The following is a 24,265-nucleotide window of genomic DNA, read 5'->3' as shown; positions in this document are numbered from 1 at the left end:
AAAACATCGCACACTTACTGCTGAAACGGATGTACCTCCCGCCAGTGGTCGGCAATCTGCTGGCGGGTACAGACCCACACCCGCTCGTGCTGCTCAACGTAATCCAGGAACCGCTGCAGCGCGCGAAAACGCCCCGGCCGTCCCAGCAGGCGGCAGTGCATGCCGATGGACATCATCTTCGGCGCGCTTTCCCCCTCTTCGTACAGCACGTCAAAACTGTCCTTCAGATACGTATAAAACTGCTCGGCGGTGTTAAATCCCTGCGCGGTCGCAAAGCGCATGTCGTTCGCATCCAGCGTATACGGCACGATCAGGTGCGGCTTGCGGGAGCCGTCGCTGCAGGCCACTTCCGTCCAGAAGGGTAAGTCGTCGCCGTAGTAGTCGCTGTCGTAGTCAAAACCACCGTGCTCCACCACCAGCTGGCGCGTGTTGGGGCTGTCGCGCCCGGTGTACCAGCCGGTTGGCGGCTTGCCAAACAGGTCGGTCAGAACGTGCACCGCCTTGTGCAGGTGTTCGCGCTCCTGGCTGATGTCCATATTCTGATAGTGGATCCAGCGCCAGCCGTGGCTGACCACGTCGTAATCCGCCGCTTTGATCGCCTCAACAATCTCCGGGTGACGCGCCAGCGCCATCGCCACGCCAAAGACCGTCAGCGGCAGGCCGCGCTTCTGAAATTCATTGTGGATCCGCCAGAACCCGGCGCGGCTGCCGTATTCGTAGAGGGAGTCCATCGACATGTGCTTATCCGGGTAGCTGGCCGCGCCGATAATGTCCGACAGGAACTGCTCGGATCCGGCATCGCCGTGCAGAACGTGGTTTTCCGCCCCTTCCTCATAGTTGAGCACAAACTGCACGGCAACGCGCGCCTGATTCGGCCACCGCGCGTGCGGCGGGTTGCCCGCGTAGCCGCGCAGATCCCGCGGATAATCCTGTTCAAAAAGCCCCATTGCTACCCCCAAAAATTAAAATGGATTCAATGCCTGAAAATGCCCGCTTAACGGTTTTTTCTCCGGGAACGCCAGATCCCCGTGCTTGCTGGTCGACAGCCCCAGCGCCACCAGCGACTCCACCATCTTCACCGCCGCGCTGACGCCGTCGATCACCGGCACGCGCAGCTCGCGGGTCAGCTCCTGCGCCAGCGTCGCCATGCCGCCGCAGCCCAGCACGATGGCGCCACAGCCATCCTCTTTCAGCGCCTGTATACAACGCGCGCGCACTTTCTCCTGCGCCAGACCGCTGCCATCCTCCAGCGCGAGCACCGGAAGGTCGATGGCGTGCAGCGCCGCGCAATGGTCCTGAAAGCCATACTGGTGCAACAGATGACGGGCAATAATCAGCGTGCGCGGCAGCGTGGTAACCACCGAAAAACGCGTCGCCACCAGCGTCGCCATGTGCATCGCGGCTTCGGCAATGCCGATAACCGGCCCCTGGGCCAGCTCGCGCGCCGCCAGCAGGCCCGGATCGCCAAAGCAGGCAATCACGTGACCCGACACGCCCTGTTCCCTGCCTTTTTTGATCTGTTCCAGCACACCGACGGCGGCGATGGCCTCATCAAAGTGGCCTTCTATAGACGGCACGCCCGCGCTCGGGCAGACCGCGAGGATCTCCGTCCCCGGCGCCGCCACCGCGCGCGCCGCCGCGCCGATGGTTTCCGTCATGGCGAGGCTGGTGTTGGGGTTGATCACTTGTATACAGACAGACATTACGACTCCTTGTGGCCGGCAAACAGCCGGGCAAAATCAGGCAGGCACTCGCCCGCCAGCTCGAAGCAGAGGCTGGCGACGATATGTTCAAAATGGTGCATGAGGGCATCGCTTAATGGCTCAAGCGCCTTCTGGCGCAGCAGATCCACAAGCTGTTCGTGATCGTTGCAGCGGCAGCCCTGACGCCACGGCGCGCCCCAGGTGGCGATCACCAGCGAAGAACGCTGGCTCAGGCTGGTCACCATCTCAGTGAGCACCTGGTTGCCGGAGATGGCCTGCAGCTGAATGTGGAAATTGGCGGAGTGGCGAATCGCCGCCGGGCCGTCATAGGCCTCGTGCGCCTGCTGCTCCTGGCGAATAATGGTCTCCAGCGCGGCAAGGTGCGGCGGCTGGCAGTGCGCCAGCACGTCCGGAAGGTTAGCGACCTCCAGCAGCGCGCGGGTGCGAAAGATGTGTCGCGCCTCTTCCACCGTCGGGCTGGCGACGTGTGCACCACGCTTGGGCGTCAGGGTGACCATTTGCACAGCGGCGAGTCGTTGAAGCACCTTGCGGATGCCCGTGCGGCTTACGCCAAACACCTCGGCCAGCGCCTCTTCCGGCAATTTGCTCCCCGGCAGCAGCTGATGTTCGACAATCGCGGTCATCAGCGCCTGAAAGATCGATTCGTCTTTGTCATGCAGGTCTGGCGCGGTCTGCAGGGCGTTTATGTTGTTCATTCACCACTCCGTCTTTTACTCTTCGTTATCGAATCGTATACATAAAAATAAAATATTGCATACAAGATTTATTATTTTGGCCTGGATCCTGCAACACCGTTTGCACTCCCGCTTAACGGGTTTTCATTCACAGGAGCAGGTTTCATGCCAAACAGTCAAAACGCACAGCAAGGTACGGCCGCTGATTCCGGTGCGGTTTACAGCCCACGTCTTTGCAATGAGGATCTGGCACCGACGCGTGACCAGAACTGGAGCTGGTACAACATCTTTTCGTTCTGGATGTCGGACGTTCACAGCATGGGGGGTTATGTTGTCGCCGCGAGCTTCTTTACGCTCGGGCTGGCAAGCTGGCAGGTGCTGCTCTGCCTGCTGGTGGGGATTTGCATCGTGCAGCTGTGCGCCAACCTGGTGGCCAAACCAAGCCAGATGGCGGGCGTGCCCTATGCGGTGATCAGCCGTCAGGCGTTCGGCGTCTTCGGAGCCAATATTCCGGCGGTGATCCGCGGGCTGATTGCCTTCGCGTGGTACGGCATCCAGACCTATCTTGCCGCCAACGCCCTGATGCTGGTGGCGCTGAAGTTCTGGCCATCGCTCTCTTCACTCACTACCGGCGCATTCCTGGGCCTGTCGCATCTGGGCTGGATCTGCTTTGCCATTATGTGGGTCCTGCAGGCGATGGTCTTCTGGCACGGCATGAGCGCCATCAAGCGCTTTATTGATATCGCCGGTCCGGCGGTCTATGTGGTAATGCTGGCCCTCGCCGGCTGGATTGTATACAAGACCGGTTTTGACGGGATCTCCTTTACCCTCGCCAGCAAATCCCTGAGCGCGGGCGAGCAGACCTGGCAGATGATCACCGCCACGGCGTTGGTGGTCTCCTACTTCTCCGGCCCGCTGCTCAACTTTGGCGACTTCTCCCGCTACGGCAAAAGCATGGGCGAGATCCGCCGCGGCAACCGCTGGGGGCTGCCGTTTAACTTCCTGCTGTTCTCCATCGTCACCGTGGTGATTGTCTCCGGCACCCAGTCGCTGTTTGGCCGCATGATCACCGATCCGATCGAAACCGTCAGCCGCGTGGGTAACGATCTGGCCGTGGCGATAGGCCTGCTGACGATGATCACCGCCACCATCGGGATCAACATCGTCGCGAACTTCGTCTCCCCGGCGTTTGATTTCTCTAACTGCTCGCCGCAGAAAATCAGCTTCCGCACCGGGGGCATGATCGCCGCCGTCGGTTCGATCCTGCTCACCCCGTGGAACCTGTTCAACTCGCCGGAGCTTATCCACTACACCCTGGACGTGCTCGGGGCGTTTATCGGCCCGCTGTTCGGCATTCTGATTGCTGACTTCTACCTGATTAAGCGCGGCAAGGTGTCGGTTGACGATCTGTTCGACGACACGCCAAAGGGCAAATACTGGTACCGCAACGGCTTTAACCCGAAAGCCATTGGCGCCCTGATCCCGTCCGTTGCCGTGGGCCTGGTCATTAGCTTTATCCCGGCCCTGCATGAGGTGGCAAACTTCAGCTGGTTTATCGGCGTCTTCCTCGGCGGCGTGACCTACCGCTGGCTGGCGCGGGAAGAGCGCGAGACGGCAGGCGCGACGTCGTTTGGCTCCCGCGTGGCGACGCAAAAAGAGTAACCCCTCCCCTCTGGCCGCAGCGTATCTGCGGCCCGTTCATTCTGGCACCGTTCTTGCTGAGCTTTCCCACCCCGCTACGCACACACGAAGGCAGGAACCATGATGGAATACCAGACTGCGATACGCGGTGCATTTTTTGATATTGCCCGGGTCTGCGACAGCGCAGACGCCATTGCCCAGCACGCGCGCTATCTTGAGGACGGCCTGCTGTTTATCCAGAACGGAAAAATTCTGGCGCACATGCCGTGGCAGGAGGGCGAGCAGTATCTTGACCCGCACAAAGGCTATACCGACCTGCGCGGCAGGCTGCTGCTGCCCGGTTTTGTCGACACCCACGTCCATTACCCGCAAACGGAGATGATCGGCGCCTTTGGCGAACAGCTGCTGGAGTGGCTGACCACCTACACCTTCCCGGTGGAAAGCCAGTTTGCCGATGAGGCCTACGCGAAAGAGATCGCCGAATTTTTTATTCAGCAACTGGTGAGCAACGGCACCACCACCGCGCTGGTGTTTTGCACGCTGCATCCGGAATCGGTCGAAGCGCTGTTTACCGAGGCCCTGCGCCTGAACATGCGCCTTATCGCCGGAAAAGTGATGATGGACAGACACGCGCCGGACTACCTGAGCGAAGACGCGAAGCAGAGCTACCGGCAGACGCGGGCGCTAATCCAGCGCTGGCACCACCGGGGACGGCTGGGCTATGCCATTACGCCGCGCTTTGCCCCGACGTCATCCCCCGAGCTGCTTGCGGCGGTCAGCCTGCTCAGAGAGGAGTTCCCGGACACCTGGCTGCAGACCCACCTGAGCGAAAACCCCAACGAAGTGGCCTGGGTAAGCGACCTCTGGCCGGAGCATGAGCGCTATCTCGACGTGTATCACCACTACGGCCTGACCGGCGAGCGCAGCGTGTTTGCCCACGCGATCCATCTGCACCACAGCGAGTGGCAGTGCCTGCATGACACCGGCTCGGCGGTGGCGTTTTGCCCTACCTCTAACCTGTTTCTCGGCAGCGGGCTGTTTCGCCTGCCCGCCTGCTGGCAGCACAGGGTGCGGATGGGCATCGGCACCGACGTTGGGGCGGGCACGACCTTCAGCATGCTGCGCACGCTGGGGGAAGCCTACAAGGTCGGCCAGCTTCAGAGCTACCGCCTGCGCGCCAGCGAGGCGTTTTATCACGCCACGCTGGGCGGCGCGCACGCCCTCCGGCTGGACGATAAGATTGGCAACTTCACACCCGGCAAAGAGGCGGATTTTGTGGTCATCGATCCCGACGTGACGCCGCTGCAGCGCCTGCGCAATCGCCGCTGTCAGGATATCTACGAGCAGCTTTTCGTGCTGATGACCCTCGGAGACGAGCGCAACATCAGCGAGACCTGGGTCAACGGCGAGCGGGTGTGGTCAACTGCCCCGGTAGGTTGACCATCCGCCGGGGGCAATCACAAACGGCAGATGGAAATGCTCGTCTGCCGTTTCTCCCGTCACAAAATCAATTTGCGCGCTGGGATAGAGCGTGTCGCGACCGGTTTCGCTAAACCACGCCCCGATCTCCGCCACCAGCCGATAGCGACCTGCGGGCAGAGAGGGAACGAACGCGGCAATGCGCCCCTGGGCGTTGGTCACGCCCGTGGCCAGCGTGCTCCCGTCCTGTTGTAGATGAACCGTTACGCCCTCCGCGGGCTTGCCCGTTGAGATATCGAGAATATGGGTGCTGAGTGTGCTCATTCGCTAATAACTCCTTCCAGCCGAAGCAGCGTAATTTCCCGCAGCTGTTCCAGCGCGGCACGGACTTCCTGCGCGTCGCTGTTCTCCAGCCGCGCGTGCAGGGCCCGCAATATCTCCTCGCCGCTGCGGCCCTTCGCGCGGATCAGAAAGACGCGTCCAAAGCGGGCTTCGTAGCGGGCGTTGCCTTCACGCAGCGCCTGGGCAAGGTCAGCATCGCGATCGTTCACAGCGCCCTGCTCCTGACGCGACAGCGCCGCCTCTGCCGCTGAACCCGCGGGCTTTTCCCCGATGCGCGGATGGGCGCTCAGGGCCTGCGCCAGCTCCGCTTCGTCCCAGTTTTGCGTCAGCGCGTTTGCCGTACTGAGTAATTCGTCCCGGCTGGCATATGGCCGCCCCAGAGCCAGCGCGTCGGCCCAGCCGGGTATCGCCACGCAGGGCAGAAGCAGCGTAAGAGCATCTTTCTCAGGAAGCTGATTGAAGTCGTGCAGTGCGATCATAGTGTCTCCTTTATTATCCTTCTCCAGGCTATTGCACAAACCACGCCACCCTGAACGCGGGCGTGAAACAGTCGATTCCGTATAGCTCAACTGGAAATTTTTGATTCATAAAAAGGCACGCTCACCGCGTTTACGCACCTTAGCAGTGCAAACGTCTCCCTTACAACGCCGTTTTCGCCATGCTGCAGCCTGGTACGCAAATTGCTGAATGTCTTTACACCCTGCAAAAGGAGAGAAGCATGAAAGCAATCGTGATTGGCGCGGGCATTGGTGGCCTGAGCGCTGCCGTGGCGCTGAAGAAAGCGGGCATCGACTGTACCGTGTTTGAAGCCGTAAAGGAGATCAGGCCCGTCGGGGCGGCCATCTCCATCTGGCCTAACGGCGTGAAATGCATGCAGCACCTCGGCATGGGCGACATCATCGAGACCTATGGCGGGCCGATGCGTTTTATGGCCTACAAGGATTACCGGCGCGGCGATACCCTGACCCGCTTTAGCCTTGCCCCGCTGGTTGAGCGTACCGGCGGGCGTCCCTGCCCCGTCTCGCGCGCTGAGCTTCAGCGCGAAATGCTGGACTTCTGGGGTCGCGACAAGGTGCAGTTCGGCAAGCGCGTCGAAGGCGTCCATGAAGACGACGCGGGCGTGAGCGTGACCTTCACCGATGGCACCACCGCCGCCGGCGATTTTCTGATTGCCGCCGACGGCAGCCACTCGGCGGTTCGCCCGTACGTGCTGGGATACACCCCGGAGCGCCGCTACGCGGGCTATGTGAACTGGAACGGGCTGGTGAAGATTGACGAAGAGATCGCCCCGGCGCACCAGTGGACCACCTTCGTTGGCGAAGGCAAACGCGTGTCGCTGATGCCCGTCTCCGGCGGACGCTTCTATTTCTTTTTTGACGTGCCGCTGCCCGCAGGCCTGGCGGAGGATCGCACCACCCTGCGCGCCGATCTCACGGGCTACTTCCGCGGCTGGGCGCCGCCGGTGCAAAAGCTTATCGCGGCGCTGGATCCTGAAACGACCAATCGGATTGAAATCCACGACATTGAGCCGTTCGACAGCCTGGTGCGCGGCAACGTCGCGCTGCTGGGCGATGCCGGGCACAGCACCACGCCGGATATCGGCCAGGGTGGCTGTGCGGCGATGGAAGACGCCGTGGTGCTGGGGGAATGCCTGCGTGAAAACCACAACATCACGCTGGCGCTGCGGCAGTACGAGGCGCTGCGCTGCGACCGCGTACGCGACCTGGTGCTGAAGGCGCGCAAGCGCTGCGACGTCACCCACGGCAAAGATATGGCGTTGACGCAGGCCTGGTATCAGGAGCTCAAAGAGGAGACCGGAGAGCGCATCATCAACGGTCTGTGCGAGACCATTCAGGGCGGCCCGTTAGGCTGAACGCAAGAGGGACTACGATGAAAAGAGAACCGACCCCACCCGCCCACTGTACGTTTGAGCCAGAGGACTGGCTGCGTCTGGCGAAATGCTGGCATCCGGTCGCGCGCGCCTGCGACGTCGGTCCGGCGCCGGTCAAAGCGACGCTGCTGGATGAGCAGCTGGTGATTTACGGCATTAACGACCAGGTCGTGGTCGCCCGTGACGTTTGCCCGCACCGCGGCGTGCCGCTGACGCTCGGCTTTCACGACGAGCACGGGATTATCTGCCCCTATCATGGCTTACGCTTTGGGGAGGACGGCCGCTGCAACCGTATTCCCTCCAGCCCCGACCAGCCCGTTCCGGCGAAGCTGAACCTGATTAACTACGCGGTCAAAGAGCGGTTCGGGCTGATCTGGGCCTGCCTGGTCTATGATCCGGAAAACCCCGCGCCGCTGCCCACCATGCCGCACTGGGATGACGACGGATTTCAGCAGATTAACTGCCCGGCGTTTGAGGTGAACGGCTTTGCCGGACGTCAGGTAGAGGGTTTTCTGGACGTGGCGCACTTTGCGTGGATCCACACCGAAACCTTTGCCGCCCCCAATAATCAGCTTGTACCTGCCTATCAGCCGCAGGAGACGCCGTTCGGCTTCGTGGCGGATTACTGGAGCTCCGTGAGCAACTATCCCGCCAGTTCGGACGTGCAGGCACCAGAAGGGTTCCAGTGGCTGCGCCATTTTGAAATGCACCTGCCGTTCACAGCCACCCTGACGATTCATTTTCCGGGTGAATCGCGGCTGGTGATCATGAACGCCGCGTCGCCCGTGTCGTCGCGCGTGACCCGCATGTTCGCCCCTATCGCCCGCAACTTTGACCTGCATATTCCGGTGGAGGATGTGCATGCCTTTAACCTGCGCATTTTTGAAGAGGATCGCCTGATGGTCGAAACCCAGCGCCCGGAAAGCCTGCCGCTGGATCTGACGCTGGAAGCCCATATTCCCGCAGATAAAAGCTCAATTGCCTACCGTCGGGGGCTGAAGAAGATGGGCTTTGGCGAATTTTTCCTGGTATGACGGAGGCCGATATGCTGAGCGTAATTGTTGACGGGCTGTGGCGCGAGGGCGACAAAAGCCTCGCCGTCAGGCTGGTGGCTGAAAACGGCGAAGCGCTGCCGGCGTGGCAGGCCGGCGCGCACGTTGATGTCCACCTGCCCTGCGGCGTGGTGCGCCAGTATTCACTGACCGGAGCATGTGGGGACGAGAGCTATCTTATTTGCGTGGGGCGTGAAACCGCCTCGCGCGGCGGGTCGCGCTACGTTCACGAGACGCTGCGTCCCGGGCAGAAGCTGATGATATCAGCTCCGCGCAACCTGTTTCCGCTGCAGCAGGCAGAGCGGGTTTTGCTCCTGGCGGCGGGGATTGGCATTACGCCGCTGTATGCGATGGCCCTGCAGCTGAAGGCGACCGGAACGCCGTTCACGCTGCATTATTACGTCAGAAACCGTGAAAGCGCGGCGTTTGGGCGCGAACTCTCCCGGCTCGGTGAGTGCCTCATTCATACCGCCAGCCCGCGCACAGCGCTGGCGGCACATCTCCCGGTGGCCGAATCTGGCCTTCACGCCTGGGTCTGTGGTCCGGCAGGTTTTATGGAAAAAGTGCGTGAGGTCGCCACGGCAAAGGGATGGGATGACGCCCATCTTCACAGCGAGGCGTTTCAGCCCGTTGCGCCCGCCGCAGGCGGTGAAGCCGGGGAGATCTTCACGGTCAAACTGGCCTCCACCGGGGAGCGCTGGCCGGTGCCTGCGGATAAAACCATCGCCCAGGTGCTGCAGGAAAATGGCGTGGCGGTCCCGCTTTCCTGTGAGATGGGGATCTGCGGCGCCTGCCTGACGCCGGTGATTGACGGTGTGGTGGATCACCGGGATAGCGTGCAGTCGGAGGCGGAAAAAGGCGCGATGGACCAGCAGGTGGCGCTGTGCTGTTCGCGAAGCTATTCCGGGGAGCTGGTGATTGGGCTGTAAAACGAAAAAACCCTGCGATATTGCTATCGCAGGGTTTTCGAATTTGGCGGAAGCGTAGAGATTCGAACTCTAGAACCCTTTCGGGTCGCCGGTTTTCAAGACCGGTGCCTTCAACCGCTCGGCCACGCTTCCAAAGTGAGGCGCACTATAAACATCTATTAGCGCCTTGTAAAGCAGGAATTTTTCGATTTTTCCCCACGGGCGTTTGACTGCGCAAAAAGTCACCCAAACGCTGACATCCCCCTCACTCTCCGCGACCTTGTACATACCGTAACACAGCAACGCTCATCGTTTTAAATCGCTCTGGTATAGAATGCCACAAAAATAGACGGCCATTTGTTGTGTAATTGTTATTAATCTGAATTTCCGCAGATTTAAGACATTACTGCCATGCAGTGTTACTGGTTGATGATGAAAATCAAAAATACGCTTTGCTTACATTTTCTGATGGCGTTTCTGGCCATTTTGTTTCTTTGTCTTCACCCGCTGGTGGCGAGCTTCGATCCGCCGCTTACCTTCCAGCCGCTGATTAAATCAATGGCGGGCACGCCTAAAGAACAGGCGGAAAAAATTGCCACTATTTCTCATGCCTTAGAAGGGAATGCGATATTCTTCATTGGTGCGTCTGAGGTGGCGACGTCAGAAGATGAACATTACGCTGTCTATAATTACTTTAATAAGCAATTGCACAAACCCGTCGTGGCGTATGGCGATGCGTTTGTCGATGACGAAACGCAGTTTTTACTGTTCTCACGTTTTAAAAATAGCCTTAACGCAAACAGTAAAGTTGTTTTGCTGCTGGCACCTGACAGCTTTTACTCAAAAGGCCTGCCTCCCGCTATCTATGCCGATAATTTCCCGGGTTCTGTTTTTAATCCTTTGATGAAGGATCCGCAGGCACGCCCAATATTGGTTAATTATTTAAAACATATTGATAGTAAAGAAATAAGCCATTTAACCTTTGGCCAAATGCGTGTCTTTGGCTGGCACCCCGATCTGATATGGGACGAGGTGAGTTTCCAGTTTGCCAACGTCTGCACCCTGATAAAAAACGACTGGCTGGCGCTGCTTCACGTCACGCCCCGGACGGAACAGCCGTGGCCGCCACAGCCGACCACCCACATTGCCCCTGACTGGGATAAAGAGCTGGCGAATGCCCGCGAGTTAAATAAAAAACGCCAGCAGAGCGCGGCCACCCTGTGGATGGACAAAACGATTTACGAGGAGGACGGTACGCGGCAGCAGTGGGATGACACGCCGGTCGTGCCTGCGCAAATCGCCGCCTTCAGTAAAACCGTCCAGCTGCTTAAAGAACACCACGTGCAGGTGATTGCTATCGTCGACCCGGTTAACCCCTGGGCGCTTTACAACACCGATACCTTCCGCCCGGTGGATAAGCAAATAAAAACCATTCTGGAAAAGAACCAGATCCCCTATTTTGATATGTACGCCATGCCTTATCAGAATGGCTGGAACTGGGATCGTTTGCACCCTTCCGAACTGGCCTGGGTTCCTATGATTCGCTTTATTGCACAGAGCTTTAAATAATGAAAATCGCGATTCGTCTTTTTTTCCTTTATCTCCTGCTGGCGATCACCATCGTCGCGTGGACCTCTGTCGATGACAGTATGAGTATGCAGCTGCATTTTGAATATCAAAAGTTCTGAGGCCGAATGATGTATAGCTCAGGAATGTTTTTTGTCTGTTTGTTTTCATCCGCCCTGGCGTTTGCGCTGGTCAATCGCCTATTACGCCATCGCCTGACGTATTTATCGGCCTTATCCGTCATGGCCGCATTAGGCTGGGGCTATATTTTTCAGGGTGATTACCGTGTTCCCGCGGTCGTTTTTATCAGTTTTTATCTAGTCGCCGCGTTAAAAGAAAAAGGATGGTTAAAAACCTGGCAGGCGATTGTGTTAACGCTGCTTCCTTTATTTTTGGTGAAATTGCACCTTAATCATCATCTCGGCATGATCGGCCTCTCTTTTATGACATTCCGCGCGGTGGACGTGCTGCTCTATCGCAGTAAAAAAGAAGGGCAGAATTTCCTGCACTATTTCTGCTATCTGTTTATGCCCTTTATTATTCTGGCAGGCCCAATGTACCGCTGGCGGACATGGATGAACGACGTCAGCAAGCCCGTCTTTGCCCTTAACCGCGAACAGTTTTTAGTGGCGCTGGAGCAAATCATTACCGGCATTATCCAGAAGTTCCTGTTTGCCATGCTGGTTGATTCACTTGTCGTGCAGCCCTGGAGCCATAAGCCGTTTACGCTGACCGTGGGCGTGGTGATGTCGATTGCCTATAGCGCCTACCTCTACTTTGATTTTGCGGGCTACAGCAATATGGCCATCGGTGCGGGCCGCCTGTTTGGGCTCAACATCCCGGCAAACTTCAATATGCCGCTTCTGGCAAAGAACCCGCAGGATTTCTGGCGCCGCTTCCACATCAGCCTGTCTGAATGGTTGCGCGATGTGGTCTTTATGCCCGTTTATATGAACCTGATGAAGTTCAATTTTTTCCGTCAGAACAAAACGCTGGCGCAAAATATCGGTATTTTCTGCACCCTGTTTTGCATGGGGGCATGGAATGGCCTGGAACGCCATTACGTCATCAGCGGCGCGCTGTTTGGCGCCATTTCTGTCGCGCACAACATGCTGCTGTGGTCAGCCAAACGCAGCCCGGCGTTACACCGCGGGTTGCAGTATCCGGCTGTTGCGTTTTTAGGGCGCATTCTGACGCTGGGAAGCGCCGCGGGCGCCCTTTACATCTTTAGTGGAATGTCACCTCTATGAAAAATCTCTCCGATCTTCAGGAACTGCAGGATTTCTTGCGTGCGGCATTATACGATCCCGCCTCCCCGCAGCAGCTGGCCGTCAGCGGCAGCGACGAAGCCTTAAGCTGGCTGCAGCTTTCCACGGCCGTGACGGACTGGGCGCAGCGCTATCAGCGTAGCCAGCCTGTTGCCGGTACGCCGGTCGTCTTGTACGGACACCAGCAGGCCGAGTTCGCCGTGGCGATTTATAGCTGCCTGCTGCACAACATTCCGTACATTCCGGTGGACTGCATTTACCCGCAGGAGCGCCTGCGGGAGATCTGCCACCTGGCCAGCGCCCCTCACTATTACGACGTCGCGACCCGGCAGTTCATCGCCACGGGTGAACCGGGCAAGGTGCTGGAGGAGCAGGATCTGGCCTACATCATGTTTACCTCCGGCAGCACCGGCAAGCCTAAAGGGGTGCAGATTGGGCGTGAAAGCGTGTGGCACTTCATGAAATGGGTCAGCAATGACTTTTCGCTGCCGGAAAAACCGGTCCTGATGAACCACGCGGTGTTCAGTTTTGACCTCTCCCTGATCCCTTTACTGGCAAATCTGGCGATGGGTGGACACATCGTGCTGAACGCCAAAGACGATATTCAGAAAGCGAACTGGCTGGAGCGACTGAAAAGCAACGCCGTCTCCGCCTGGGTTTCCACCCCCTCTTTTGCTTACCAGCAGCTGCTTTCCCCGCAGTTCAACAGCGAGTATTTACCTGAACTCAACGTCTTTATCTTCATTGGTGAAGTGTTGAATAAAGCGCTGGTTAAACAGCTTCGCCGCCGTTTCCCGCAGGCCAAAATTATTAACTCCTATGGCCCAACGGAAGCGACCATCGCGACCACCGTGGTCGAGATCACGGATGCGATCCTGAACAGCGACAGCGCCGTGCTGCCGGTGGGGGTCATGATGCCTGAGAGCAGAATGGAAATTTCCGCCGAGGGCGAGCTGATTATCTGGGGTAAAAACGTCATGCGCGGCTACCTCGGCCTGCCGCAGGAGAACGCAGAAAAATTACTTCATCGGGAAAACGAGGCGTTTCGCGGCTACCGGACCGGCGATCTGGGCTATGAAGCGGGGCTCATCTACTGCCAGGGACGCAACGACAGCCAGGTCAAACTGAATGGCTACCGTATTGAAATTAACGAAATTGAAAACCGCCTGCTGGCGATGTCCGGGATTAACGAAGCGGTGGTGATGCCACTGATGAAACCCTGCGGCAGCGTGCTGCGCATTGCCGCGTTCTGCGTGACGGAGCTGGCGCCGGATACCATCAAAACCTCGCTCTCGAAGGTAGTCCCCCACTATATGGTGCCGTCACAAATTATCGTAAAAGACGCTTTGCCGCTGAATCCTAACGGCAAAATTGACCGCAAGCTGCTGGACGCTTACGCCCGCACAAATTAATGACTCCAGGAAAAATTATGGAACAAGAAATTCTCGCCCTGTTCGAAAAAGTGTTATCCCGTAAGGTGGGCTTTCACGATGAGCTGATTGAATCCGACATTCTCGACTCCATCCTGGCGGTCGATATGGTTCTGGAAGTGCAGGACGTTTACGGCTGCATGATCCCGCCGACAGACGTGGCGACGGTGCTGAAAACCCCGGCGGACCTGGCCCGCTATATTGAAGAAAACCGCTAAACGCCCCTGCTGTTAATCCTGCCCTGAAGGCCCTGGCGCATCGCGCCAGGGCCCAGACGCAAAATGAATATCCTTCACCGGAATTAAACCAACCGCTTTTGGGATTTCTCCTACACTTTAGGGGTCGTGTTGTTCTTAACAGAGGAGTCTGCGGTATGGCATTCGTAACCACGAAAGACGGCGTCAACATTTACTACAAAGACTGGGGTCCGAAAGAGGCTCAGCCTATTGTCTTCCACCACGGCTGGCCGTTGAGTGCCGATGACTGGGATAACCAGATGCTCTTCTTCCTGGCAGAAGGCTATCGCGTTATCGCTATCGATCGCCGCGGACATGGACGATCGGACCAGGTGAGTGAAGGCCACGATATGGATCATTATGCGGCCGATGCGTCAGCCGTGGTTGAAAGCCTGGATCTGCACAATGCCGTGCACGTCGGTCACTCCACCGGCGGCGGCCAGGTCGCCCGCTATGTTGCGAAGTACGGTCAGCCGCAGGGGCGCGTCGCCAAAGCGGTGCTCGTCAGCGCCGTCCCGCCTCTGATGGTCAAAACGGAGACGAATCCCGGCGGAACGCCGATCGAGGTTTTCGACGGCTTCCGCAAAGCGCTGGCGGCTAACCGCGCCCAGTTTTATCTCGACGTTGCCAGCGGTCCTTTCTACGGTTTTAATCGCGATGGTGCCGACGTTTCGCAGGGTACGATCCAGAACTGGTGGCGTCAGGGGATGATCGGAAGCGCCAAAGCCCACTACGAGGGGATTAAGGCGTTTTCAGAGACCGACCAGACGGAAGATTTGAAAACCATCACCGTTCCCGTTCTGGTGCTGCAGGGCGATGACGATCAGGTTGTGCCGTATAAAAATGCCGCCCTTCTCCAGGACAAGCTGCTGGCGAACAGCGTGCTGAAAATTTATCCGGGCTTCCCGCACGGGATGCATACTACCCATGCGGATACTATCAACGCGGACATTCTGGCCTTTATTCGCTCATAACGCCGCGTTTCTTGCCGGGTGGCGCTGCGCTTACCCGGCCTACGCCACGATATCCCGCTCAATGCATGAACGCCACCCGAGGGTGGCGTTGTTTATTCCGCTTAGCGATTATCCAGCTGGGCGCGAACGTTGTTCAGCCCGGTGGTGTTGATGCGGTAAGGCTGCCCGTTCACGGAGCGGATCAGCTTTTTGGTGCGGAGTTTTTTGAAGACGTTCAGCGTGCAGTCGCTCAGTATCAGCCCTTCACGGGTGTAGCACTCAACGGACGTGACGCGGCCAGAACTGTCGCGGACGTGCACGATACGCCCACCTTTGGCGAGAACGTGTAAGGTACGTTGTTCCTGACGGGATAAATTCATACTGGAAAACCTGTGTAATCATCATGCGTAAAAACGAGCCCACACCCGCAGGTGCGTGCGTAAGGTTTAAGCGCAGCGATAACCAGTCCGTCCTGAAAAGGGCGGGAAGCTGATTATCTGATGAAAACATTCTCCAGCATCAAAGCCTCGGTAAGCGATGAAAAGGTATTTACGGGGTGAATGATAACGCCGGGGTTTTACAGGGAAATAACCGGGTCTTAAAAATGTGAGGCGGATCGGCTAATCCAAAAGAAAAACCCCAGGTCAACGAGTAACCTGGGGTTTATATCTGGCGGAAGCGCAGAGATTCGAACTCTGGAACCCTTTCGGGTCGCCGGTTTTCAAGACCGGTGCCTTCAACCGCTCGGCCACACTTCCTGAGTGAGGCGAACTATAAACACCTCACCGCGTGCTGTAAAGAGTGGCTGCACTCGTTCGCTGTAAAAATAGTCAATACGTGTTTAATCGGTTGAACTGACAACACATCGACGATTTTATCAGCACAGGCCTAGTGTTTCTTGATGTACATGTCTTTCGTGTAATAGTACCCCAGCTTATCCGGCGTAAATCCGCCCACCCACGGTTTAACCAGGTGAGTACGGACGTAGTGATACACCGGAATGGCCGGCACATCGCGTCCCAGCAGATCTTCCGCCTGCTGGTAGAACTTACCCCGCTCTTCCGTTGTTTTGGCTTTTGCGGCATTCACCAGCGCCTGGTCGTATTCCGGATTGCTGTACTGGCTGGTGTTTTCGCTGTCGCCGGTGCGGAAGTTGTTCAGGAACGTCGCCGCGTCGTCGTAGTCGGCAATCCAGGCGTAACGCACCGCGTCAAAGTTGTGGGTGTGCATGGTATCCAGCATGGTTTTCCACTCCTGATTTTGCAGCTTCGCGTCCACGCCGAGGTTTTTCTTCCACATGGAGCTGGCGGCAATCGCGATGCGCTGGTGCGATTCAGAAGTGTTATAGAGCAGGTTGAAGCTCAGGGGATGGCTTTCGTTATATCCGGCCTCGTTCAGCAGTTTTTTCGCCTCGGCGATGCGCTTGTCCAGCGGCCAGCTGGCGTAATCCGGGTTCTGGAGCTTTACGCCGCCGATGTCCGGCTGGCTGATGAGCCACGCCGGGCGCTGCCCCTGCCCTAATACTTTTCCGGCAATGATGTCTTTATCGAGCGCCATGTTCAGCGCCTTGCGCACGCGGGCGTCGTTGAACGGCGGCCGGGTGGTATTGAATTCGTAGTAATAGGTCGCCAGCTGCGGAGAAACATCCAGCTGGCTGCCCAGGGTTTTCTTGAGCTGGGCAAACTGGTTGATCGGCACCGTGTAGACAATATCAATTTCGCCCGCTTTATAGCGGTTCACATCCGAGGCCTCCGAGGTGATGGGCAGGTAGGTCACCTTGTTAATCACGGTGTGCGCGTTATCCCAGTAGCGCGGGTTGCGCTCCGCCACGATGCGTTCGTTGACCACCCACTGCGACAGCTTATACGCCCCGCTGCTGACGAAGTGCTCAGGCTTGGTCCACTTTTCGCCAAAGCGGCCAATCAGCACTTTATCCACCGGCACAAGCGACGGGTGCGCCAGCATGGCGAGGAACGCCGCGTTTGGCTGGGTGAGCGTCACTTCCAGCGTGGTGTCGTTAATGGCTTTCACGCCCAGCGTGTCGGGGGATTTTTTCCCCTGAGCGATATCGGCCGCGTTGGCGATATGCATGTTGCCCGGATAGCTCGCGTATGGTGACGCCGTTTTCGGGTCAATCAGGCGCTGCCAGCTCCAGACCACATCCTCTGCGGTAATCGCCGTGCCGTCGCTCCAGGTGATGCCCGGACGCAGATGGAACGTCCAGACGGTGTTGTCCTTGTTCTCCCATTTTTCCGCCAGCCGGGGCTGGACGTCACCCGACGGGGAAACGCTCACCAGACCTTCGAATAAATCACTGATAATATTGAATTCGATGTCGCTTTCGACTTTATGCGGGTCGAGCGAAGCCGGTTCACTGCCATTATTCCTGACCAGTTCCTGTTTATCGGCCAGCGCGGTTCCTGCCGGCACGTTAGCCGCCCAGGTAGCCGTGCTGGCGCACAGGATCCCGGCGGTAAGTAAAGAGAGCGTAAAGCGCGTGCGTGTTTGTGGTTTCATGTCCTTCGCCTTATTGTCTGTTTTTGTGACGATCCGGAAATAACTCTTAGCGGCCTTATGGTAATAACGCAATAATTTTCAGTAACCTATAAGAGGTTGATCTGATTAATCGCGTCAAACCGCTGTTCATACTGGTGAAACGTATTTATGTAGAAGAAACAACCAAGTCCCGCGCTAACCTGCTGAGTAAAGATGGGTAAAACCACTTTGAGAGTGACGCGCCGTTTCCTATTCTTTCCGTTAATTACATCTGTCATAAGAGAGTGACTCATGGATCGTATAATTACTTCCTCACGCGACCGCACATCGCTACTCAGCACCCACAAGGTGCTGCGCAATACCTATTTCATGCTCAGCCTGACGCTGGCGTTTTCGGCGATCACCGCCACCGCCAGCACCGTGCTGATGCTGCCGTCTCCGGGGCTGATCCTGACCCTGGTGGGTATGTATGGTTTGATGTTCCTGACCTACAAAACCGCTGACAAACCGGTCGGTATTCTGTCCGCGTTTGCCTTCACCGGCTTCCTGGGCTACATCCTGGGGCCAATCCTGAACGCGTATCTGTCCGCCGGAATGGGCGATGTGATTGGTATGGCGCTGGGCGGCACCGCGCTGGTGTTCTTCTGCTGCTCGGCCTACGTGCTGACCACGCGTAAGGACATGTCCTTCCTCGGCGGCATGCTGATGGCGGGTGTTGTGGTGGTGCTGGTGGGTATGGTGGCCAACATCTTCCTGCAGCTGCCTGCTCTGCACCTGGCGATCAGCGCCGTATTTATTCTGATCTCTTCCGGCGCGATCCTGTTTGAAACCAGCAACATCATTCGCGGCGGTGAGACGAACTATATCCGCGCCACCGTGAGCCTGTATGTGTCGCTGTACAACATCTTCGTCAGCCTGCTGAGCATCCTGGGCTTCGCCAGCCGCGATTAAGCTGACCTGCTGAAACAAAAAGGAGAAAGGAGAATGCCCCCGGCATTCTCCTTTTTTTATGCCTTAATCACCCCGGCAAATATAGGTGGGGTAACGCCGGTCCTGAATCAGCCATACGGAAGGCGAGAGTTCAGAGATCGTGAGATAGTAGCGTGCGGTCGGGCTGGCAAAGCTTCCCCACTGGGCATCAGGAGTGTTGTCATTGTGTCGACGCCAGGTCTTGGTGTAGCTCAGGACAATTACCTTATCATCGTCCCGTCGCTCCCACGTAAAATCCACGTCCCTGTCAACGATCAGGCTCTTACCTTCAGCCTTTGCAGCGCCTTTGTAGGTGGTCAGGCCGGTGCCGTTACGATGAAAATAGAACTGGGCAACGGCATTGACCTTCACTTCATTTGCCTTTCCTTGATTGCGCGTAAAATTAAACTCGGTGCTGCAGGCCAGCGCATCGCGCTTATAGGCTCCGCCGGTGTAGATAAAGAGCGCAAACGCCCCGCCAACGACTGCGCCACCCAGTCCGAACAGAAGTCTGTTTTTCATTCTTCCGCCCCGCTTTTATAGCGAATAGTTTTACACAGGCTGGCTTCACTCACCGGGCAGGCGCCGATGAAAACCTCATCGGCGGCGGCAAGCGAAAAGCGGGCGCTGAAATAATAAATGTTGTACTCCTCGCGCTCGCACGCGACGTTATTTTTCTTCAGCAGCTCGGCCAATTTTGATAACACCAGCGGTCGGCCATGATCGTTGATCACCCAGAGCCGACAGCCAGCTATTTTTTCCTTAACGGGTTTGAGTGTTGCGGGTACGGTTATCTCAAGCTGTCGGCTAAAAAACAGGCTAAACCCCACGACTGACGTCGTTAATACCGCTAAAACCAGCCACCACTTTTTGGATAAACGCTTATATCCTGACGGCTGCTCAACGGACGGCTGAGATACTTCGGGCGTAACGCTCTCTGCGGGCTTAAAAATAACGTCGGCGTCAAAGCGGAATCCAAACCGGGGCACGGTCACGATATAGTCGTGGCTGTCGCCCAGGGCGTGGAAGCTTTTGCGTAATTCACTTACCGCCTTATTGAGGTTATTTCCCGACGGCGTAAAGCCGAACTCCTCCCACACGCGAGTGATCAACTCCTCCCGGCTCAGGTCGCGCCCTTTATGACGAATAAACTCCTGTAAAAGACGAACGGCCGGAGCCGAAAGCGTTAATACAGACTCGGGTTGCCCAACAATACTTATTGCATGTGCTTCAGGATCGAATAACAACGAATTATTGCATATAAAAAACATCTTTTATTCTCGGCTGTTACCGCATGCTTTTTAATCCCTGATACAACGACAAGAAAATCGCCTCCTGAACTGATTGTTTTTTCATCAGAAGGAGTTTTCTCCCCATCCCGGGTCGCGGTATTTTCGCTTAACTATACAACCTTAAAGCCAGGAAAGCAGGATAAAAAACTGTATATAACGAGTTAATTAATACAAATTTTCACAAACCGCTGTTCTGGTTAAAGTTTCCCTGCCCTGAAGCAATACGTTAGCAGAGGGTGTCCCGTTGTGAATGCGCCGGGAATGAACTCAACGCAGGCGGACAGAAAGTGAAACAGAAAAATAGTGTGAATAAGACAACTGCCTTTTATATCGCCGCGCTGTCATTGCCATTTTTCTCAGAAATGGCACTGGCCAATATGAGCGTGTATCCCATGGAACTTAACGTGGATAAGTCCGGTGCGGCGCAAATTAAGGTGGCGTCAAAAACGGATGATATTCAGTTCATTCGGGTGAGGCAAAAGAAAATTCTTAATCCCGGCACGCCCCAGGAAAAAGAGATTGATGTGGCCTCGTGGAAAGAAGGTGGCGTTGTTGTCACACCGGAAAAATTCGCCCTTGCGGCAGGCACAATGCGCGTGGTTCGCCTGGTATCGCTTGCACCACCGGAAAAAGAGACGACCTGGCGCGTCTATTTTGAAGGCGTAAAGCAGCCTGACAGCATTATTCCGGGCAAGGCAGAAAGCCCTGCGGCGACGGCACGACTGGGCGTCAATGTGATCTGGGGCGCCCTGATCCATCTCGCACCGGAAAAAAGCGTGGTTTCACTGACGATTGACCCTCTCAGGGGAACGTTAAAAAACAACGGCACGTTGCGCGTGCCGCTCAGGGAGATCGGTGTTTGTGATGCGGATTCATCGTGTAGATGGATTAAAGAAGACGCGACGATTTATCCGGACACCGAACGGAAATTAAAAACGCTCACGAAGGTACAAGGCCAGAAATATAAATTCCGCTACTTCAACTGGCTGAATAAAAGCGCTGAAGAAGCTGATTTACCCGTCGTGCAATAACACGACGTCACCGTAAAAACCCCACAGGGTTTGATTAAAGAGCCAGGGTGCTCATTTGTAAATATGGAGATATCAATGCGTAAGTACTTTAAACCTCTGATGATTGTTGCCGCGATGACCACGTCCGTTAGCGCGCTGGCGATTCAAAAAGATATTACCGTCAACGCCAGCGTTGATTCACAGCTGGATATGACTCAGGCCGATAACACGCCGCTGCCGGCAAGCATCGATATGCAGTACCTGCCTGGCCGCGGTCTGGAAAGCTACCGTCTGAATACCAAGGTGTGGTCTAACTCCGCCACCAGCAACGTGAAAGTCCGTCTGGTGAGCGCCGCGAAGCTGGCGAATGCCGACGGTGCTGAAACCATCCCTATGACGGTGAAGCTGGGCGATAAAACCCTCTCTACCGCAGATGTTGAATACACCGGTACCGAACTGTTCCCAGGGAGCATTGAAAACGGTTCTGCGGTACTGCCGCTGACCATTTCCCAGACCACCAAAGGCATTCTGAAAACCGGTCAGTACAGCGGCGTTGTCAGCCTGATGCTGACGCAGGCGACGACCACGGAAGGCGGTGCGTAACACCACAGCACCTAAGGAATAACGTCAGAGGGTGCCCACCCTCTGACGTCAGGATGATGTCGAGGCTCGTTCATGGCGTTTCACAGAAATACTCTCCTCTTTGTTGCTTTGTTACCCGCTTCCATCCAACTCGCCTGCGCCGGGCTGGCCGTCCCACCAGGTTTTGAAGATCTGGCAAAGACGCAGCGCCTGTGGACAGAGGTGAACCTCTACGGCGAATCGCTGGGCCTTTTTGAAACGGATATCACGCTTGAAACGGTGAGCTTTGTCGCACCTGAGAACGTGGTAGCGGCCATCAAACGCCGGTTTAATGACGCCCCATCCCTCGTTGCCACCGTCTCTGCCGCGCTGGCCGTTCCGCTTGCCCGTAACGGCAACCTGGCCTGCAGCAGCAACGGCTCCGCAGCGGGCTGCGATTACATCGATACCGATCGCGCGGCCATTGTTTATGACGAGAATAACGCCCGCATTAACCTGTTCCTGGACAAGAAATTTCTGCCTAAGCAGACGGCAGAGAACACATGGTATCAGCCCACGCACGGCACCGAAAATGCGCTGATCCATCAACAAAACATTAACTTCGTTGCCGACAGGGATTATCAGTCGGCCACCGTGCAGGGCAACGGCGCGCTGGCGCTCACCCAGGACGGCTATGTGAATCTCGACTGGACCTGGCTGGGGCAGCGTTCACGGCACCAGCAGCAGCAGGAGGTCACCGTCAACAACGCCTGGTTCCGCCAGGATATCCTGCGTCAGTACTACGTCCAGGCAGGCGAGATGGATACCCGCGATCTGTTCAGCAATGCCGGCGGGAATATCACCCTCAGCCAGCTGCCGCTGGGCAAAATTCGCGGCCTGCGCACGGGTTCAACACGGGCGTGGATGAACCCGGTTCAGCAGTCGAAGGGAACCCCTGTTACCGTGCTGCTTTCCCATGACGCGCGTATCGACGCCCGCCGGGGCAACCAGCTGCTGGCGAGCTTCTATCTGAATGCCGGGGCGCAAACCCTTGACACGCGCTCGTTCCCGGACGGGAGCTACACCGTGACGCTCTCCATCTATGAAAATAACCGGCTGACGCGCACCGAGCAGGTGCCGTTTACCCGAACCGGCATTACGCCATTCGACCGCATCGAGTGGTTCCTTCAGGCGGGTGAAACCGATAATAGCGATCAAAACGAAGAGCGCCGCGCGGTTGCGCAGGCGGGCATTCGTCTGCCCGTCACCCCGACGCTGGCGCTGACCAGCGGCGCAACGTTCAAGAAAAACCAGCGTTTCCTGGAGAACGCGCTCGACTGGAGCCGGGGCTTCAACGCGGGCCCGATCGATGGCGTGCTGAGTACCCGGTTTAGCTACCTCTACGGCAGCGAAGGCCAACGCGGTAATATCCAGCAAATCAGCTACAACGACGGTTTTTCTTTGAGCGTCTATCGAAACGCGTTATCCGCTGAAAACTGCAACACTCAAAGCGCGGGATTTGACGCCGTGAACGGCTGTTATCGCACCCTCTCGGTGATGTTCTCCGTCCCGGTCGGCGCCTGGTATGCGAGCCTGGGGTATTCGGATAACCGCAACGAAGGCCGGTACGTTTCACGCCGGGAGCTGCCGGACAGTGACGATCGCCACGATGCGGGTTTGCCGTGGGAATCGGTCTATATGACCCGCTCGCGCACGCGGGCCTGGCAGGCTGGCCTGAGCAATGCCTTCAGCACCCATGGCCTGAATATTAACAGCAGCATTAACCTGTTCATGCGTAACGATGACGCCCGCGAAGGCAGGGATAAAGGCGGCTACCTGAGCGTGAGCCTGTCCATGGCGCATAACCGCCAGGGCGATGCGTCAAGCTACACCTCTCTGGGCGCGACATGGCAGCACCAGCAACGTGAAAAAAACCAGCTGAGCTACAACGTGGCGCATAACTGGTATGCCGATGCCCGCGGCGAAAATGAGTACGGCCTCAGCGCGTCGGGCATTAACAGCGACTCGCTGAATACCTCAGCCTATACGCGCCAGGGCGGACGATATGGCAACGGGAGTCTGACCGTCAGCGACGCCTGGGATCGTCAGGATCGTCGCCATACGCTGAGCAGCAGCGGCAACTACAGCTCGACGTTTGCGCTGTCCCGCTCTGGCCTGTGGCTGGGCCGCTGGAGCGACGGTCGCCCTGCTTCCGCCGTCGCGGTGAACGTGACCACGCCGGAAGATGCTCAGGATCCGCGCGTCGCCGTGTCGCTGGATAACGGCGGCAGTGCCGATATTCCAGGCAATAGCCGCGCCCTCTTCGCGGTGCCGGGCTATCAGCAGACAACGTTGACGGTTAACGAATCGCTGGATGTCTCACGAGGAGCCAGCAGTGAAATCACGCAAGGATCGGGCAGCAGAACGCTGTTTATGGTGCCTGGCAAACTGCTGCGCCGGGACGTGCAAACCACCGCAAGCTACACCTGGCTCGGCCAGTTAACCGACGAGCGTCATTCGCCGTTTATCGGCGGCGTGCCGCTGAACGTGAACGGCTGGAGCGACCTTGGCAACGGCGGGTTTAGCGCCCAAAGCGACGCCCTGCTCCATCACCTCTACCTGGTGCGTCAGCAGCAGTTTTATCAGTGCGCGCTGAACGTGAAGAGTATGCGCGACGTGGTGCGTTACGTCGGGTCGATCCCCTGTAAGGAGTTAACCTTCTCCGCCCTGCCGGATGCCGTCCAGCAGCAGGCACAGCTGATGCTGGCCGGACGGTCGGTCCCTGCTGGACCGACTGCCATGAACACCGATAGCCTCACTAAAGGGAAATGAT

22 protein-coding genes, 2 tRNA genes and 1 pseudogene are annotated in these 24,265 nt (G+C 57.2%); 14 read left to right on the top strand and 11 right to left on the bottom strand.

Features of this window, described 5'->3' with window-relative positions; translation table 11 throughout:
• Window positions 1-14: 14 nt before the first annotated feature.
• The 3 genes and pseudogenes from puuE to PI91_RS10525 all read right to left on the bottom strand — a co-directional run bounded on the left by puuE (window position 15) and on the right by PI91_RS10525 (window position 2,419).
• Window positions 15-914 carry an allantoinase PuuE gene (gene puuE, locus PI91_RS10535; protein WP_232764432.1) on the bottom strand — a complete coding sequence of 300 codons (900 nt, stop codon included), beginning with the start codon at window positions 912-914 and terminating at the stop codon, window positions 15-17.
• A pseudogene (gene hpxA / locus PI91_RS10530) lies at window positions 832-1,703 on the bottom strand (allantoin racemase). The gene puuE and the pseudogene hpxA overlap by 83 nt, the downstream one beginning before the upstream one ends.
• Window positions 1,703-2,419, bottom strand: a complete 717-nt coding sequence (locus tag PI91_RS10525) for a GntR family transcriptional regulator (protein WP_039266102.1) — start codon at window positions 2,417-2,419, stop codon at window positions 1,703-1,705. Before PI91_RS10525 ends, hpxA begins: the two are co-directional and overlap by 1 nt.
• A 144-nt stretch (window positions 2,420-2,563) precedes the next feature.
• Between PI91_RS10525 and PI91_RS10520 the strand changes: the two genes are divergently transcribed.
• Both PI91_RS10520 and guaD read left to right on the top strand, forming a co-directional pair.
• Window positions 2,564-4,060, top strand: coding sequence for an NCS1 family nucleobase:cation symporter-1 (locus PI91_RS10520; protein WP_008499855.1), 1,497 nt, complete (start codon window positions 2,564-2,566; stop codon window positions 4,058-4,060).
• Between the two features lie 99 nt (window positions 4,061-4,159).
• On the top strand, window positions 4,160-5,479 hold the full coding sequence (guaD, locus tag PI91_RS10515) for a guanine deaminase (RefSeq protein ID WP_039266101.1): 1,320 nt from the start codon (window positions 4,160-4,162) through the stop codon (window positions 5,477-5,479).
• Here guaD and uraH read toward each other — a convergent pair.
• Both uraH and uraD read right to left on the bottom strand, forming a co-directional pair.
• On the bottom strand, window positions 5,459-5,782 hold the full coding sequence (gene uraH, locus PI91_RS10510) for a hydroxyisourate hydrolase (protein WP_039266100.1): 324 nt from the start codon (window positions 5,780-5,782) through the stop codon (window positions 5,459-5,461). The two genes, guaD and uraH, sit on opposite strands and share 21 nt — an antisense overlap.
• Window positions 5,779-6,279 carry a 2-oxo-4-hydroxy-4-carboxy-5-ureidoimidazoline decarboxylase gene (gene uraD, locus PI91_RS10505; RefSeq protein WP_039266099.1) on the bottom strand — a complete coding sequence of 167 codons (501 nt, stop codon included), beginning with the start codon at window positions 6,277-6,279 and terminating at the stop codon, window positions 5,779-5,781. Before uraD ends, uraH begins: the two co-directional genes overlap by 4 nt.
• 239 nt (window positions 6,280-6,518) lie before the next feature.
• On the opposite strand from uraD, the gene hpxO reads away from it, so the two are divergent.
• Genes hpxO through PI91_RS10490 form a run of 3 tightly spaced genes read left to right on the top strand, consistent with a single transcriptional unit; the run spans window position 6,519 to window position 9,672 of the window.
• Entirely contained in the window at window positions 6,519-7,673 is a 1,155-nt protein-coding gene (gene hpxO / locus PI91_RS10500; RefSeq protein WP_039266098.1) for an FAD-dependent urate hydroxylase HpxO, read from the top strand.
• Between the two features lie 17 nt (window positions 7,674-7,690).
• Complete coding sequence (gene hpxD, locus PI91_RS10495; RefSeq protein ID WP_039266097.1) at window positions 7,691-8,725, top strand: molybdenum cofactor-independent xanthine hydroxylase subunit HpxD; 1,035 nt, start codon at window positions 7,691-7,693, stop codon at window positions 8,723-8,725.
• 11 nt (window positions 8,726-8,736) lie between these two features.
• Window positions 8,737-9,672: a PDR/VanB family oxidoreductase gene (locus tag PI91_RS10490; protein ID WP_039266894.1), complete on the top strand. Its 936-nt coding sequence runs from the start codon at window positions 8,737-8,739 to the stop codon at window positions 9,670-9,672.
• Window positions 9,673-9,716: 44 nt separating this feature from the next.
• On the opposite strand, the gene PI91_RS10485 is transcribed toward PI91_RS10490, so the two are convergent.
• A tRNA-Ser gene (locus tag PI91_RS10485) sits at window positions 9,717-9,804 on the bottom strand.
• A 279-nt stretch (window positions 9,805-10,083) separates the two neighbouring features.
• Between PI91_RS10485 and PI91_RS10480 the strand changes: the two genes are divergently transcribed.
• From PI91_RS10480 to PI91_RS10460, 5 genes are all read left to right on the top strand, one after another.
• On the top strand, window positions 10,084-11,220 hold the full coding sequence (locus tag PI91_RS10480) for a D-alanyl-lipoteichoic acid biosynthesis protein DltD (RefSeq protein ID WP_039266893.1): 1,137 nt from the start codon (window positions 10,084-10,086) through the stop codon (window positions 11,218-11,220).
• A 128-nt stretch (window positions 11,221-11,348) separates the two neighbouring features.
• On the top strand, window positions 11,349-12,467 hold the full coding sequence (locus PI91_RS10475) for an MBOAT family O-acyltransferase (protein WP_023343711.1): 1,119 nt from the start codon (window positions 11,349-11,351) through the stop codon (window positions 12,465-12,467).
• Window positions 12,464-13,897 carry an AMP-binding protein gene (locus PI91_RS10470; protein ID WP_039266096.1) on the top strand — a complete coding sequence of 478 codons (1,434 nt, stop codon included), beginning with the start codon at window positions 12,464-12,466 and terminating at the stop codon, window positions 13,895-13,897. Before PI91_RS10475 ends, PI91_RS10470 begins: the two co-directional genes overlap by 4 nt.
• A gap of 17 nt (window positions 13,898-13,914) precedes the next feature.
• A complete protein-coding gene (locus tag PI91_RS10465; protein WP_008499867.1) occupies window positions 13,915-14,133 on the top strand; it encodes an acyl carrier protein in 219 nt (72 codons plus the stop codon).
• Window positions 14,134-14,288: 155 nt separating this feature from the next.
• A complete protein-coding gene (locus PI91_RS10460; protein ID WP_023292852.1) occupies window positions 14,289-15,125 on the top strand; it encodes an alpha/beta fold hydrolase in 837 nt (278 codons plus the stop codon).
• Between the two features lie 101 nt (window positions 15,126-15,226).
• On the opposite strand, the gene PI91_RS10455 is transcribed toward PI91_RS10460, so the two are convergent.
• From PI91_RS10455 to PI91_RS10445, 3 genes are all read right to left on the bottom strand, one after another.
• Window positions 15,227-15,484, bottom strand: a complete 258-nt coding sequence (locus PI91_RS10455; RefSeq protein ID WP_023343708.1) for a YjhX family toxin — start codon at window positions 15,482-15,484, stop codon at window positions 15,227-15,229.
• A 290-nt stretch (window positions 15,485-15,774) separates the two neighbouring features.
• Window positions 15,775-15,862, bottom strand: a tRNA-Ser gene (locus tag PI91_RS10450).
• A 130-nt stretch (window positions 15,863-15,992) separates the two neighbouring features.
• Entirely contained in the window at window positions 15,993-17,621 is a 1,629-nt protein-coding gene (locus PI91_RS10445) for an ABC transporter substrate-binding protein (RefSeq protein WP_039266095.1), read from the bottom strand.
• 270 nt (window positions 17,622-17,891) lie between these two features.
• Here PI91_RS10445 and yccA point away from each other — a divergent pair, with 270 nt between their 5' ends.
• Window positions 17,892-18,551: an FtsH protease modulator YccA gene (gene yccA / locus PI91_RS10435; protein WP_021240844.1), complete on the top strand. Its 660-nt coding sequence runs from the start codon at window positions 17,892-17,894 to the stop codon at window positions 18,549-18,551.
• Window positions 18,552-18,614: 63 nt separating this feature from the next.
• Here yccA and PI91_RS10430 read toward each other — a convergent pair whose 3' ends face one another.
• The gene (locus tag PI91_RS10430; RefSeq protein WP_008499906.1) at window positions 18,615-19,091 is read right to left on the bottom strand and encodes a hypothetical protein; all 477 of its coding nucleotides are present in this window, start codon (window positions 19,089-19,091) and stop codon (window positions 18,615-18,617) included.
• Window positions 19,088-19,840 carry a winged helix-turn-helix domain-containing protein gene (locus PI91_RS10425; protein WP_008499907.1) on the bottom strand — a complete coding sequence of 251 codons (753 nt, stop codon included), beginning with the start codon at window positions 19,838-19,840 and terminating at the stop codon, window positions 19,088-19,090. The genes PI91_RS10430 and PI91_RS10425 overlap by 4 nt, the downstream gene beginning before the upstream one ends.
• Before the next feature lie 326 nt (window positions 19,841-20,166).
• Between PI91_RS10425 and PI91_RS10420 the strand changes: the two genes are divergently transcribed.
• The 3 genes from PI91_RS10420 (at window position 20,167) to PI91_RS10410 (ending at window position 24,264) form a co-directional block, all read left to right on the top strand.
• On the top strand, window positions 20,167-20,892 hold the full coding sequence (locus PI91_RS10420) for a fimbrial protein (protein WP_232764397.1): 726 nt from the start codon (window positions 20,167-20,169) through the stop codon (window positions 20,890-20,892).
• 75 nt (window positions 20,893-20,967) lie between these two features.
• On the top strand, window positions 20,968-21,474 hold the full coding sequence (locus PI91_RS10415; protein ID WP_021240847.1) for a CS1 type fimbrial major subunit: 507 nt from the start codon (window positions 20,968-20,970) through the stop codon (window positions 21,472-21,474).
• Between the two features lie 72 nt (window positions 21,475-21,546).
• Window positions 21,547-24,264, top strand: a complete 2,718-nt coding sequence (locus PI91_RS10410; RefSeq protein ID WP_039266092.1) for a TcfC E-set like domain-containing protein — start codon at window positions 21,547-21,549, stop codon at window positions 24,262-24,264.
• The last annotated feature ends 1 nt before the right edge of the window (window position 24,265 follow it).

Source organism: Enterobacter sp. FB, assembly GCF_000805795.1.
GTDB classification, from domain to species: Bacteria; Pseudomonadota; Gammaproteobacteria; order Enterobacterales; family Enterobacteriaceae; genus Enterobacter; species Enterobacter roggenkampii.
Note: the sequence above shows the minus strand (reverse complement) of the source record. Positions and strands in the feature narration are given on the sequence as shown.